Annotated in this window: 11 protein-coding genes and 3 pseudogenes; 2 read left to right on the forward strand and 12 right to left on the reverse strand. The window is 56.7% G+C overall.

Annotated features, from left to right (window positions below; translation table 11 throughout):
• From PTZ19_RS24095 to PTZ19_RS24115, 6 genes and pseudogenes are all read right to left on the reverse strand, one after another.
• Positions 1–141: pseudogene (locus tag PTZ19_RS24095) on the reverse strand (NAD(P)-dependent alcohol dehydrogenase); the annotation flags it as partial.
• Positions 142–215: 74 nt separating this feature from the next.
• A pseudogene (locus PTZ19_RS25505) lies at positions 216–557 on the reverse strand (alcohol dehydrogenase catalytic domain-containing protein); the annotation flags it as partial.
• Between the two features lie 42 nt (positions 558–599).
• Positions 600–1,226 (reverse strand): annotated as a pseudogene (locus PTZ19_RS24100) (DUF2306 domain-containing protein); the annotation flags it as partial.
• Between the two features lie 2 nt (positions 1,227–1,228).
• Positions 1,229–1,489 carry a hypothetical protein gene (locus tag PTZ19_RS24105; RefSeq protein WP_276358194.1) on the reverse strand — a complete coding sequence of 87 codons (261 nt, stop codon included), beginning with the start codon at positions 1,487–1,489 and terminating at the stop codon, positions 1,229–1,231.
• Positions 1,490–1,693: 204 nt separating this feature from the next.
• Positions 1,694–4,420 carry a winged helix-turn-helix domain-containing protein gene (locus PTZ19_RS24110; RefSeq protein ID WP_276358195.1) on the reverse strand — a complete coding sequence of 909 codons (2,727 nt, stop codon included), beginning with the start codon at positions 4,418–4,420 and terminating at the stop codon, positions 1,694–1,696.
• A gap of 309 nt (positions 4,421–4,729) precedes the next feature.
• Positions 4,730–4,894, reverse strand: a complete 165-nt coding sequence (locus tag PTZ19_RS24115) for a tyrosine-protein phosphatase (protein WP_276358196.1) — start codon at positions 4,892–4,894, stop codon at positions 4,730–4,732.
• 137 nt (positions 4,895–5,031) lie between these two features.
• Here PTZ19_RS24115 and PTZ19_RS24120 point away from each other — a divergent pair, with 137 nt between their 5' ends.
• Both PTZ19_RS24120 and PTZ19_RS24125 read left to right on the forward strand, forming a co-directional pair.
• On the forward strand, positions 5,032–5,295 hold the full coding sequence (locus PTZ19_RS24120; protein WP_276358197.1) for an AbrB/MazE/SpoVT family DNA-binding domain-containing protein: 264 nt from the start codon (positions 5,032–5,034) through the stop codon (positions 5,293–5,295).
• Between the two features lies 1 nt (position 5,296).
• Positions 5,297–5,695: a type II toxin-antitoxin system death-on-curing family toxin gene (locus PTZ19_RS24125; RefSeq protein WP_276358198.1), complete on the forward strand. Its 399-nt coding sequence runs from the start codon at positions 5,297–5,299 to the stop codon at positions 5,693–5,695.
• Between the two features lie 249 nt (positions 5,696–5,944).
• Here PTZ19_RS24125 and PTZ19_RS24130 read toward each other — a convergent pair whose 3' ends face one another.
• The 6 genes from PTZ19_RS24130 to PTZ19_RS24155 form a co-directional block, all read right to left on the reverse strand.
• Positions 5,945–6,064 (reverse strand): sporulation protein YjcZ, encoded by a 120-nt coding sequence (locus PTZ19_RS24130; protein WP_276358200.1) that lies wholly within the window; start codon positions 6,062–6,064, stop codon positions 5,945–5,947.
• A 173-nt stretch (positions 6,065–6,237) separates the two neighbouring features.
• Positions 6,238–7,644: an NAD-dependent malic enzyme gene (locus tag PTZ19_RS24135; protein ID WP_422615044.1), complete on the reverse strand. Its 1,407-nt coding sequence runs from the start codon at positions 7,642–7,644 to the stop codon at positions 6,238–6,240.
• A gap of 50 nt (positions 7,645–7,694) precedes the next feature.
• Positions 7,695–8,768, reverse strand: a complete 1,074-nt coding sequence (locus tag PTZ19_RS24140) for a Gfo/Idh/MocA family protein (RefSeq protein WP_276358203.1) — start codon at positions 8,766–8,768, stop codon at positions 7,695–7,697.
• Positions 8,769–8,832: 64 nt separating this feature from the next.
• On the reverse strand, positions 8,833–9,621 hold the full coding sequence (locus tag PTZ19_RS24145) for an IclR family transcriptional regulator (RefSeq protein WP_276358204.1): 789 nt from the start codon (positions 9,619–9,621) through the stop codon (positions 8,833–8,835).
• 83 nt (positions 9,622–9,704) lie between these two features.
• A complete protein-coding gene (locus tag PTZ19_RS24150; RefSeq protein ID WP_276358205.1) occupies positions 9,705–11,366 on the reverse strand; it encodes an IlvD/Edd family dehydratase in 1,662 nt (553 codons plus the stop codon).
• 26 nt (positions 11,367–11,392) lie between these two features.
• Positions 11,393–12,826 (reverse strand): NAD-dependent succinate-semialdehyde dehydrogenase, encoded by a 1,434-nt coding sequence (locus PTZ19_RS24155; RefSeq protein ID WP_276358206.1) that lies wholly within the window; start codon positions 12,824–12,826, stop codon positions 11,393–11,395.
• Between the last annotated feature and the right edge of the window lie 12 nt (positions 12,827–12,838).

The raw sequence follows: 12,838 nt of genomic DNA on the forward strand, positions 1-12,838 counted from the left end.
ATTGCCCTTCCGGAGAAATTGCAACGCTGTAATGGCGCCGACCGGAACCGCGGCTGCCTCCTCGAACGTCATGTTCACCGGTTTGAGCGCGACTGCACCGGTCTCGGGCAGGCATTTGTATTCGGCATATGCGCCGAAGCCGAATCCGCAGGCGGCATAAACGGCATCCCCCGGCTTGAAACGAGTAACGCCGCTTCCCGTTGATTCGACCAANCACCGGTCTCGGGCAGGCATTTGTATTCGGCATATGCGCCGAAGCCGAATCCGCAGGCGGCATAAACGGCATCCCCTGGCTTGAAACGAGTAACGCCGCTTCCCGTTGATTCGACCAAGCCGGCGAGTTCGAACCCCAGAATTCGGACTCGCTTCGGTCTCCACAAACCGTTGAACAGCCGCGCCAGAAAAGGATCCGCCTTGCGCATTCGCCAATCCCCCGCTGCGGCGGTTGTTGCATAGACTTTAATTAAGATCTCGTCGTCTTCAGGTGCCGGCTTGGCGACCTCTTGCAGTCGCAGCACATTCGGCGGCCCGTACCGCTCGTAAACGATCGCTTTCATCTCTTCATCCTCCATTTGCGGATGGGCCCATTCGGCTGCGGCGAGGTTGATCGCCCAGCCCGCGCCCATCATGAGCGCTCCGCTGAATTCAGTCGACGGACCGACGATCCATACCCAGGCTAACTGGGTCAGCACTTGCGTGCCCGCGCCAAGCCCGATCGCATAGCCGCGCATCATCCACGCTCGGTGCCGGAGCACATCCCCTCTCCGTATCGTGACAAAACCAAGGAAAATAGATACGACCATCGCCGACCCAAACAGGAGCCTCAATACATAAACCAGCTCACCCGTACCCGGTTGGCGGGGATAAAACAGGGTCATCCACAGCCCTGAAAGCCCCGCCACCAGTCCGCAAGCGATCAAGATCCTCCCGGCCGCGCGATGCCAGCCGGGCCTGCGCCGACGAAACCCGGATGCGAACTGGAACGGTCCAAGAATGGCAAACGCGCTGACGCTCAGGATGTGCAACACCACCGGCAGAGGCGATGCAAAAAAACGTTCGTTGGCCGGCGTGATTTCCGCGCCGCCAGCCAGCTCGGTTAAGCGAAAGGCCCCGGCGGCGAGCGGAACGGCGCTCAGCAGGAGCAGTGCGGCGATTAGCCGTTTTGCCGAAGTTGTTTTTGTCGGCGCTGCGGTTTTCCGAACTTCATCGAAGGCTTTCTTATTCATTTTTACGATTCCGAGGCTTTCTCTCGCTCGACTTGAATGACCGACACCAATGGCAGGCCGAGATCGCGCACTTTCCTGAGCAAACCGTGTAATGCGGACTGATCGACTACCTGGACAGTGAGGAGGGTTGTTCCGTCGTTTTCGCGGGTGAGGCTTAGCGCTTCAAACCAGTTGATCCACCGGGCATCGACGTGACCCTTGAGTCGAAATTCATACAGACCCGGTTCGTTAAGTTCCTCCATGGAACCGTGTATTTCGTTCATTTTTTATCTCCTCCACGTATTAGGGGACTTTGCTGAATAGCCAGCGCGCGTTTACGTAATCAAAAGATACATGCTCATAGGGTGAAACGGCATCACCACATGTGGGGATTGACGGGGTGATTTTCGAATAGGGGGGCATTGCTTGCTGAATATAAAAAAAGCCCGGCAATCCTGCCAAGGCTGGGGTAGATCTATTCGGGCTTGCTATAACAAATCGAGCTCCTCTGCGCGGCGGACGGCTGCCCGACGGTTGTTAACTTGAAGCTTGCCGTAAATGTTCTTGGTGTGGGTCCGCAAGGTGTTCAGGGACACCCTAAGTTCGCGGGCGATATTCGGGCCGCTCAAGTCGGTTCCGAGCAGACGTAGCACGTCACGTTCACGTTCGCTTAACGGTTCGCTCAGCGGCTCCCTCATAATCTGCTTTCTCGTCGCTCTTCCCCCGGACTTTTTCATGGCTTCCAAGAGGCAGCGAACATAGTTCGGGGCGATCCCTTGTTTCAAGGCCGCTTCCAACAGGGCAACCATGGGTTGGCCTTCATCCGCGAAGATACGGACGTAGCCCTCCGGCTCAGCCAAGGTCAAGGCGCGTTCCAGCGACGCAAGCGCGGCAGGGATGTCGCCGTTCATATGATGAGCCAGTGCATTCAAGACCAGGATTTCGATTGCGCTTCCTGTCCTCTCGCCTTCTTCGGCAGCTTGGAGGAGACGCTTCAGAAGTCCCATTGCCTCCAGTATGAAGCGGTCCGTACGGTCGCTCTTATACCGGGCCAAGAGCACCCTGGCCAGGGTGACGTGCTCGAATTCGCGCTCGTAGCAAAGGTCGTCCTCGTCGGACAGACCCTTCTCCCGTACCCAGTCGAGGGCTTCACCCAACCTTCCCTGCGCGGCCCACACCCGTGTCTTCAACGCCGATGCAGGACGTACGTCGAGGAAAAAGTCGCTCATATACAGGTTCTCCGCTTCGTGGAGAAGGTCGAGCGCGCCGTTCAAATCTCCTTGGGCCACCCGAATTCGAGCCATGGCGATGCGCCAGCGATACGGGTATTGCGGGAATCCGGCGTGCTCGCCCTGCTCCTTGCTTCTGAGGAGATACTTCGTGGCGGCATGCAGATCGTCATGCTCTCTGCAGAGCTCGCTCATCCCTACGTAAATGTCTGCCGTTCCCCGCAGATCAGGTTCGCCATGATCCTCCGCAAGCTGTAATCCCCGCTCGTAGGTACGCATCGCCTCGTGGAGTCGGCCTTGCGCAATCCGTATTTCGGCCAGAGCGATAGCGCCATTGATCGTATCCGAGATCGCCCCGGCAAGCCGCACGTTAGTCAAACCCTCTGCGAACATCCGGCGCGCTTCCTCGAGATCCCCGTTCCTCCAGGATGCGAGTCCCAAGAGCGCGGTTGCCGCTCCGCGCGGAAGATGGTCGTCCTTAGGCACGAGGTCAAGCGCCTGCCGGGCGTATGTCATGACGGCGGGCACATCGCCCAAAACCAAGGCGAGTCCGGCACGGTACACGGCGATCAAACCCGGGAGACGGCGGAACTCCTCTTCGTCCACCACGACCATCTCGGCCGGCAGGCCTTGCTCACGCTCAGGGTCTGCCGTTGTCTTCAGCCAACGTTCGGCGTCTCGCAGTCGGTTTTCAACGGCCTCCAGCTGGCCGCCGGCTAGTAACGCCCCGGCATACCAAACGCTAAGCACGGGCCTGCGACGGACCAACTCGTCGGGGAGCGATTTCAGCCACCCCAACATCGCAGCCTCCTGTCTGAGCTTGCGCAGGGTTGGCAGCGCCAGCTCGACTAAATCCGCCGCTCGCGCGAAATCCTCGGCAGCCAAAGCATGACGGATGGCATCGTCAGCAGAGCCATACTGCTCGTACCAGATGCTCGCGCTCCGATGCAACGCAGCAACCTGATCAGGATGAGCCGCCCTCAAATGCGCGGATAGGACCTCGGCAAAGAGGCGATGGTAGCGATACCAATCGCGCCTGTCATCCAGCGGAACGACGAAGAAATTGCCTCGCTCCAGGGACTCCAATCGTGCGTTGCTTTCCTCCTGACCGGTGACGGCGTCGCACAGCGGGCCATGCAGCCGGTCGAGAATAGAGGTCTGAAGCAAGAACCTCCGGATAGGCTCGGGCTGACGTTGCAGGACCTCTTCCACCAGATAGTCCACGATGTACCGATTGTTTCCGGCGAATGCCCGAATGAACGCAGGAATGTCCTCGCGACCCTGCATGGAGAGTGCCGCCAGCAGGAGTCCCGCAATCCAGCCTTCGGTACGGGTCTCCAGCGTTGTAATTTCTTCGGCCGTAAGCCGCAGGCCCATTACCTGGTTCAGGAAAGCCGCAGCTTCGCCGGGCGTGAAGCGCAGATTGGCGGCACGCAGCTCGGTCAAGTTCCCCAGGGCGCGTAACCGGCCGAGGGGAATCTGCGGATTTTCACGGGTGGCGATAACCAGATGCATCTGCGGCGGGTGATGCTCAAGCAGGAAAAGGAGTGCATCGTCGATCTGCTTGGAATCCAGAACATGGAAGTCGTCCAGAATGAGGACGAATTTATTCGGGAGAGCCGAGATCTCATTGAGCAGAATCGATAGGACCGACTCGGTTAACGGGGGCTGCGGGGATTGAAGCGCACGAATTACGGCTCCTCCAAAATTGTTCGCAATCGTCTGCAAGGCAGCGACAAGGTGGGACAGGAAGCGCGTAAAATCTTGATCCCCTTCGTCCAGCGACAGCCAGGCAACAGGTCGATCGCAACCGGCGGCCCACTCGCTCACCAGCGTGGTTTTGCCAAATCCGGCGGGGGCGGAGACGAGGGTCAGTTTGCGGTCCAATCCCTCGTTCAGCTGTTCGATCAGGCGCGGTCTTTGGACGGCTTTCGTTCGCGGCGAGGGGATGTACAGTTTAGTGGATAAAATCGGAAGGTTCATCATTTTATACCCACGCGAAAATGACTACCGCCCGCATATTTCAGCAAATCAGCTGCCCCTCATTTGACATTCCTATCTTTCATCATATATTCAATTATGGCTTTTAACCACAGCAATTCTTTCTTTCTGCCGATCCGCAACTGCTCCGCTCTAAAGAAGATGACCCCTAGTGAGTATAGGAGTCATCTTCTAATTCCGTTTCAAACTTTTTTAATTCGGAAACTTAGCTCATTCACCCAGCAGCTTGCGGCGAAGCGTATCTACGCGTTCCATCGGCAGGCCGATCGCGTGCAGATAACGCTCGACGTCTCCTTAACGCTCCTGCAGGTGAATCAGCATCTGCTCCATGTACCCAGGGTCGCAGCCGAGGAAGCGCTCGTACACGTCTGCCGGTACTTGCTCGGGACGGCCGGCCCGGAATTCATCTATAAGCGGCGCGATGCACTCGGCCGTCAGTACGTAGTCCTCGACGATCACGGATCATGTCCGCTTTTATTGAAGGCGATTCAAGTTTTTGACGTCTTCATAGTGCTTTCCCTACACTTCAAGATTTTGCTGAGGGTGTGTATAATTGTTATAACGATTGAATACGATGATAAGGAGGGGATTTCTAAATGAGCAAGGTGATTGAGATGGAACGGAAGGTAACCAAATTCGGCAATAGCCTCGGCATTACGATGACCGAAGCACTAAAGCAAATCGGCTTAGAACTCGGAGATACCGTGCACATCGATGTTAAAGAAGCTGATGGAGAGATCGTTATTCGCAAAGCGAATAAAATCGCTCTGCCTTCTGGCATTAGTCCAGAATTCGTCGAAACTTTGTCGCAGGTTATATTACAGTATGACGAAACTTTAAAAGGCCTTAAGGACCGTTAATATGAACATTACCCGCTATTTATCCGTGCAAGAAGTTATCGCGATTAATGTGGCGGTTATTCAAAAATACAGCCCAGGTGAACACGTTGGCGTCAAAGATGGCAGCATGCTAGAATCAGCGGTTCTTAGACCACAGTCATCTGCCTTTGGCACTGATGCTTATCCTAGCGTGATGGAGAAAGCTGCCGCACTTTTCGAATCATTAGGACAGAACCACCCCTTCCAGAATGCGAACAAGAGAACCGCCTTCGCTGCACTCGTTATCTTCTTGCAATTAAATGGATACAAATTTGAAATGGACCAGAAAGCCGCTGAAGATTTTACGGTCGATATGGTCAATCATCAACATACCTTCCACGATCTTGTTCAAATCATAGAGTATTGTACGAAAAAGAAGTAAAGTTCTGATTGTCTTCCAGAATCACGCCTGACTTAAACGGCCTGAACATTGATCGCAAAAACCTGAGTTTTTGCTGTGACTATGTAGAAGGACAAGAACGGCCGTCGGAAAGTGACGCCGAATAAAAAAAATGGCGGCTGTTATGCCGCCATTTCAGGTTAGATGCATCACTCATCGTACTGCCGCCGTCGCTCGGAACCGCAGCACGTTTACGATCATCTCTGTTTTCATAACTCAACTGCGTCTGTTTTAGATAAAGAATCCCGCAGACAGAATGATGACCAGCAGAATGAAGAGAACCAGCACGAATCCGATTGCGCTGCCAAATCCTGCACAGGAGAACCCGACGCCGCCGACTCCGAAGCCCATTAGAACACCGCCTTTAATGGATTTGTGAAAATGTTGTCACTTCACCACTATATGGCAAGGTTACTTGTACGGACAGGACTATAGCACAGATCGCAATCAAAATTTTTGGAGTCTTCGCCGGGCAAAGAATACCGCAATGAACAAGCGAGCAATTAACGCCGGATGCGAATGGCCTATTGAATTTCTTCATCCCGATGATGGCCGCGGCGAGCAACGCCCGATGCGACTGCCGCCTGGAACACGGCTTTGCGCACGCGCTCGACGACCTGTTGGTTGAATACGCTCGGGATGATGTAATATTCGTTCAACTCGTCTTCCTGCACGACGGAAGCGATCGCTTTGGCAGCGGCGAGCTTCATCTCTTCCGTAATCCGGCTTGCCCGGCAATCGAGCGCGCCGCGGAAGATCCCCGGGAAGCAGAGCACGTTGTTGATCTGGTTCGGATAATCCGAACGCCCGGTCGCCATGACGCGGACGTACGGCTCCGCTTCCTCCGGCGCGATTTCCGGCGTCGGGTTCGCCATCGCGAAGACGATGGGATCCTTCGCCATGCGCTTCACGTCGTCCACCGACAGTGCCTTGGGACCTGACAGCCCGATAAACACGTCCGCTCCGGCGATGACATCCGACAAACGGCCGGCAGCGCGATGCGGATTCGTATGTTCGGCGTACCACCTCCATGCCGAGTTCTCGTAGACTTGTCCGGCTACGATCGTGCCCGCGCGGTCAACGCCGATTATATTTTTCACGCCGGCTGCCAACAGCATCTTCGTGCAGGCGATGCCTGCCGCACCGATGCCGCAGACTACCACCTTGCAGTCTTCCAGCCGTTTGTTCACCACTTTAACGGCGTTAAGCAGTCCGGCCAGCAGCACGACCGCCGTTCCATGCTGATCGTCGTGGAATACCGGGATATCCAGCTCCCGGATCAGCCGCTCCTCGATCTCAAAGCAGCGCGGCGATGAAATATCTTCCAGATTGATGCCGCCGAATGCAGGGGCAATCGCCTTCACGATGCGGATGATTTCTTCCGTATCCTGCGTATCCAGACAGATCGGGAACGCGTCGACGCCGGCCATTTGCTTGAACAGCATCGCCTTCCCTTCCATCACCGGCATCGCCGACTCCGGTCCGATGTTGCCGAGCCCGAGGACCGCCGAGCCGTCCGAAACGACCGCGACCGTATTCCGCTTGATGGTGAGTGAGTACGCTTTCGACGGATCTTCGTGAATCGCCATGCATACCCGGGCTACACCCGGCGTATAAACGCGCGACAAATCGTCGCGGTTCTTGATCGGCATACGCGGATTCATTTCGATTTTGCCGCCGAGATGCATCAGGAATGTCTGATCGGAAGCGTTGATGACCTTCACGCCCGGCAGCCGTTCCAGCTTCTTGACGATCGCATCCGACGTGCCCGTATCGGTCACGTTTACCGTAATATCGCGCACCGTTGTCGTCTTGCTGGCACGGTTCACGTCGATGGCGACGATATCGCCGCCTGCGTCCCCGATCGCCGTCGCGATCTGCCCGAAGGTCACCAACTCCTCGTGGATTCCCAAACGCAATATGACACTCATGCTTCCGCCGGTCTCACCAACCATGTCTTTCACTCCAATATCGGATCATGTTACGGCATCTGGTCCAAATACACTTCCTGTTTGCGCTTCGCCGATTCCATAGCCGCCAGCGTAAAGCGGAGCACTTCCCGCCCTTCTTTGGCGTTCAGCTTCGGTTCGCGGTTAAACTTAATGCAATCAATGAAATCCTTGGTCGAATCGATGAACGAATCCGCCCAATTGTCGCGCAAATTCTCGTAGTTCGTCGTCTGACCGTCGCGGTATACGATCAAGGTCGGAATCTGCAGCATTTTCGCCGTGCACCTCGTGATCCAGAGAACACCCTTCGTTCCGGTCACTTCAACCCGTTCGTCGATCGAGTAATAGTCCGTGTTGATGAACATGTCTTTGGAGGTCACGATATCCATGATCCCGTACCGCTTGGAATCCTTGTACTTCCACATGATCATCGCCGGCGAATCCTGGTAGTAGACTTCCGGCACGATCTCCGTCCGATCGATCCATGCCGATACTTTCTCCACTTCACCCATCAAATACATAGCCAGCGAAAATTTATGGAAGCCGTCATCGAACACGAGCGGGCCGCCCCCGCAAGTTTCCTCGTTCATGCGCCAGGCCCACGCTTCCTGCGGCACTTCCCAGCCCAGGTCTGCGCGTCCCGCATTGGACTTGATCCGAATGGAGATCGGTTCGCCGATTTCGCCGGCATCGATCAATTCCTTCGCTTTCACGAGCGGCGGATACCAGATGAAATTCTCGTATACCTTCAGCTTCACGCCGGCTTTTTCCGCGGCCTCCACCATAAGATCAGCCTCAGCCAAAGTGAGCGCCATCGGCTTCTGCAGCGAAACATGCTTGCCGGCCTCGCATGCCTGAATGGTCATCTTGCAGTGAAGATGGTGGGGAACCAGCAGCTCGACGGCGTCGATCTCATCGTCTTTCAGTACTTCGGCGTAATCCGTATATACTTTGTCGGCTCCCCATTCCTTCGCCTTCTCTTCCGCCTTGCTGCGGTCCAGGTCGCACACGGCGGCGATTTTCGCGTCCGGATGTTCAAGATACCCTAACGCGTTCAGTGCGGAAATTCTCCCGGCGCCGACGATACAAACGCGAATCAAACTCAATTCCGCTCACCTCATGGAAGTTTAATAGGATATAACAATTCTGCATTTGTATGAACAAGCAGCATCAAACAAAATACTTCATGCCGAGATCGTCGGAAATCGCATGCGCGTAATGGGTCACGAGTGCGGCGATCCGCTCTTCTTCCTTCTGCGAATATCGAATCGAAGGCACCGATACGCTGAACGACGCGACGACTTTCGCTTCATGGTTCAGCAGCGGCGCGCCGATGCAATAGACGTTCGGCTGGAATTCCATGCGGTCGCGGGAATAGCCGCGGCGCTTGATGTCCATGATTTCCTTGACGATGGCCTGCTTGTCCGTGAGCGTATGTTCCGTCAGCGCCTTAAGCTCGATCCGGGACAACAGCTCGTCCAGTTCCGCTTCGTTATAGCCGCTGAGCAAAGCGCGTCCGGTCGCCGTGCAGTAAATCGGCGATTCGTTGCCAACATATGCGCTGTCGACTTTGATCGCGTGCGTAGACTCGATTCTGAAAATCGGAATGACGTGCAAATCCTTCCGAATGCTCAGATGGATCGTCTCCGGCAGCTCCGCATGAAGCTTCTCCAGATGGGGAACCGCGATGCTCTTAATGTCCAAATGATCGAGAAACGAGTTTTTGAGCGCAAGGATCCGCAGACCGATAAAATATTTCTTGGTCTCTTCGTTCTGATAAATATAGTCGCGGGTCCGCAACGTATTGACCAGGTTGTACGTCGTGCTGACTTGCAGATCGACCCGCTTGGCAAGCTCGCTGATCGTCAGCCCGTTTTTCTGGGATGACAATTCCTCCAGGATATCGAGGATGCGATCGACAGACTGTATTCTGACTTTGTTTTTCTTGTCCAGGGTCACCGTCACCTTTTTATTATATAAAATCGATGTCAATGGGTATCGTACTAAAGGGCCGGTGACCTGTCAACGAATGTCAGGCAGCGTTATAGGAAGTCGAAATCGCAGCCTTTGTCCGCCTGCATCACTCGCTTCTGATACAGCCGCGTATAGCCTCGATCCGCGATCTTCGGCGGCGTCCACTCCGCCCTTCTGCGCTGCAGCTCCTCCTCCGGCACGTGCAGGGTCAGCGTGCCCGCGTAGGCGTCGAGCTCGATTTCGTCTCCGTCTCTGACGAGGGCGAGCGGGCCGCCTACGGCCGCTTCCGGCGCCACGTGCAGAACGACCGTACCGAACGCCGTGCCGCTCATCCGGGCATCCGACAAGCGGACCATATCCCGGACGCCGGCTTGAAGCAGCTTCCGGGGAATCGGGATCATGCCGGCTTCCGGCATGCCGGGCGCGCCGACGGGACCGGCGTTCTGCATCACGAGCACGCTGTCTGGCGTAACTTCGAGCTGCGGATCATTGATACGGGTTTCCATATCCTCCAGCGAACGAAACACGACCGCTTTGCCCCGGTGCCTGAGCAGCCCTTCGGTCGCTGCCTTGGATTTGATAATCGCGCCGTCCGGGGCCAAGTTGCCCTTCAGTACGGTAATGCCCCCGTCCCGATACAGCGGGTCGCCGAAGGGGCGAATGATGTCCCGGTATGCATCGTCCGTCTTCGCGTCGGCGATATTCTCGCCGATCGTCTTGCCGGATACCGATCGCTCCTCCAGATGGAGCAGGGAGGACATCTCCCGCATGAGGGCCGGCACTCCGCCTGCATAGTGGAAATCCTGCAGCTGGTACTTCCCGGCCGGACGCAAGTTGGCCAGGAAAGGCGTCGTCGCGCTCAGCGCGTGGAAATCGTCCAGCTTGATGTCGATCCCGAGTCGACGCGCGATGGCGATTAAGTGAATCACCGCATTCGTCGAGCCGCCGATCGCCATCAGCACGCGGATCGCGTTCTCGAACGCGCCCCGCGTCATGATATCGGACGGCTTGGTTCCGTTGCGGACCAACTCTACGATCGCTTTGCCCGTTTGCTGGGCGTGCGACAGACGTTCGTTCAGGACGGCGGGAATGGCGGCGCCTCCGGGAAGCATCATGCCGAGCGCTTCGGAGCAAGCGGCCATCGTGCTGGCCGACCCCATCACCATGCAATGGCCGGCGGTCGGCGCCAGCTTGGCATTGATCTCGCTTAACTCTTCATCGCTGATGGTCCCCGCTTTGTATTCCTGCCAGAAAAACCGGCAATCCGTGCAAGCGCCCAGCGTCTGGCCCTTATGCTCCCCGTTCGACATCGGGCCGCCCGTGAACATGATCGCCGGCTTGTCTGCGCTGGCGGCGCCCATCAGCAGCGCCGGCGTCATCTTGTCGCAGCCTCCGATGAGGACGACGCCGTCGATCGGCTGCGCGCGGATCATTTCCTCCGCGTCCATCGCCGCCAGGTTCCGGTACAACATCGTCGTCGGACTGATGAACATCTCGCCGAGCGAGATGACCGGGAATTCCAGCGCAGTCCCGCCGGCTGCCGTCACGCCCCGTTTGATCGCCTCGATCATCGGGCCCAAATGGCTATGGCATCGATTCACTTCGCTGGACGTATTGCAAATGCCGATGACCGGTTTGTCGAAATCTTCCGGATCGTGCCCCAAGTGCCGACTAAACGCCGATCTAAGATAACGACTGAAGCCCTCGTCGCCGTAAGATGTATGCGCCATGATGGTCCCCGCTTTCCGTTATGTGATTACAGTACCTTCATGGAGATGTATTTCGTCTCCAGGAAGTCCTTCAACCCTTCTCTGCCGCCCTCGCGGCCTACACCGGATTCCTTCACCCCGCCGAACGGCGCCTGCGCGACCGCGGGCAGCGCGTCGTTCAACCCGACAATGCCGTATTCCAGCCGTTCCGCGACGTATACGGCCCGATTAATATCGTTCGTATAGAAATAAGAGGCCAGACCGTAAGGAACGTTGTTGGCCCTCTCGATCACCTCGTCGACGGTATCGAATACCATCACGGGCGCGACCGGTCCGAACGTTTCCTCCGAGCAGATTTGCATATCGTCGGTAACATCCGTCAAGATGGTAGGCTCGTAGAAGTGGCCCGCGCTGGCCCGTCTGTTGCCTCCGACTAAAATTTTCGCCCCTTTGGCGACCGCGTCCCGGACGTGCTCCTCCGACTTGGCTACCGCATTCTCGTCGATGAGCGGTCCGAGGTTGACGCCGCTGTCCAGACCGTCTCCCATTCTGAGCGCTTCAACCTTCGCTTTGAACAGGGCCTCGAATCGTTCCTTGATCGGCCGTTCCACGTAAACCCGATTCGCGCAGACGCACGTCTGCCCGGCATTGCGGAACTTGCTCGCCATGACGCCGTTTACCGCCTCTTCGAGGTTGGCATCGGCGAATACGATGAACGGCGCGTGGCCGCCCAATTCCATCGAGACGCGCTTCATTTGATTGGCGGCTTCCTTCGTCAAATACTTGCCGGTATCGGTCGAGCCCGTGAAGGTAATCTTCCGAACCTTCTCGTTGGTCAAAATTTCTTCCCCGACTTCGCCCGATCGGGAAGTGGTGATCAGATTCATGACCCCGGGCGGCAAGCCGGCTTCCTCCAGCACCTCGAACAACACGGTCGCGTTCAGCGGCGTTTGCTTGGCGGGCTTCAGGACAACCGTGCAGCCGGCGGCCAGCGCCGGCGCGATTTTCCGGGTCGGCATGCCTTGGGGAAAATTCCACGGGGTAATGGCCGCCACCACGCCAACCGGCTGCTGGATGACCATGATCCGCTTCTCGGCGACGCTGGCCGGAATCGTCTCGCCGTAAACCCTTCTCGCTTCCTCCCCGAACCAGCGGAAGAAGCTGGCGGCATACTGCACTTCGTTCCTCGCCTCCTGGAGCGGCTTGCCCTGCTCCAGCGTCATGATTTCCGCCAGCTTCTCGGAATTGCGCATCATCGCATCGTAACAGGCCATCAAATAATCGGCACGCTCGAGCGCGGACAGACGGGACCACTTATGGAATGCCCGCTGCGCCGCATCGATCGCCAGGCGGGTTTCTTCCTTCCCGCCGTCGGCTGCATAGCCCAGAAGCTGCCCCGTCGCCGGATTGAGCGTAGGGAAGCTTCGGCCGCCTGCCGCGTCCGTCCATTTTCCGTCAATATACAAGGAGCCTTTCATCATATCGGTTCATTC

This window comes from Cohnella caldifontis (genome assembly GCF_029360585.1).
Taxonomy (GTDB): Bacteria; Bacillota; Bacilli; order Paenibacillales; family Paenibacillaceae; genus Cohnella; species Cohnella caldifontis.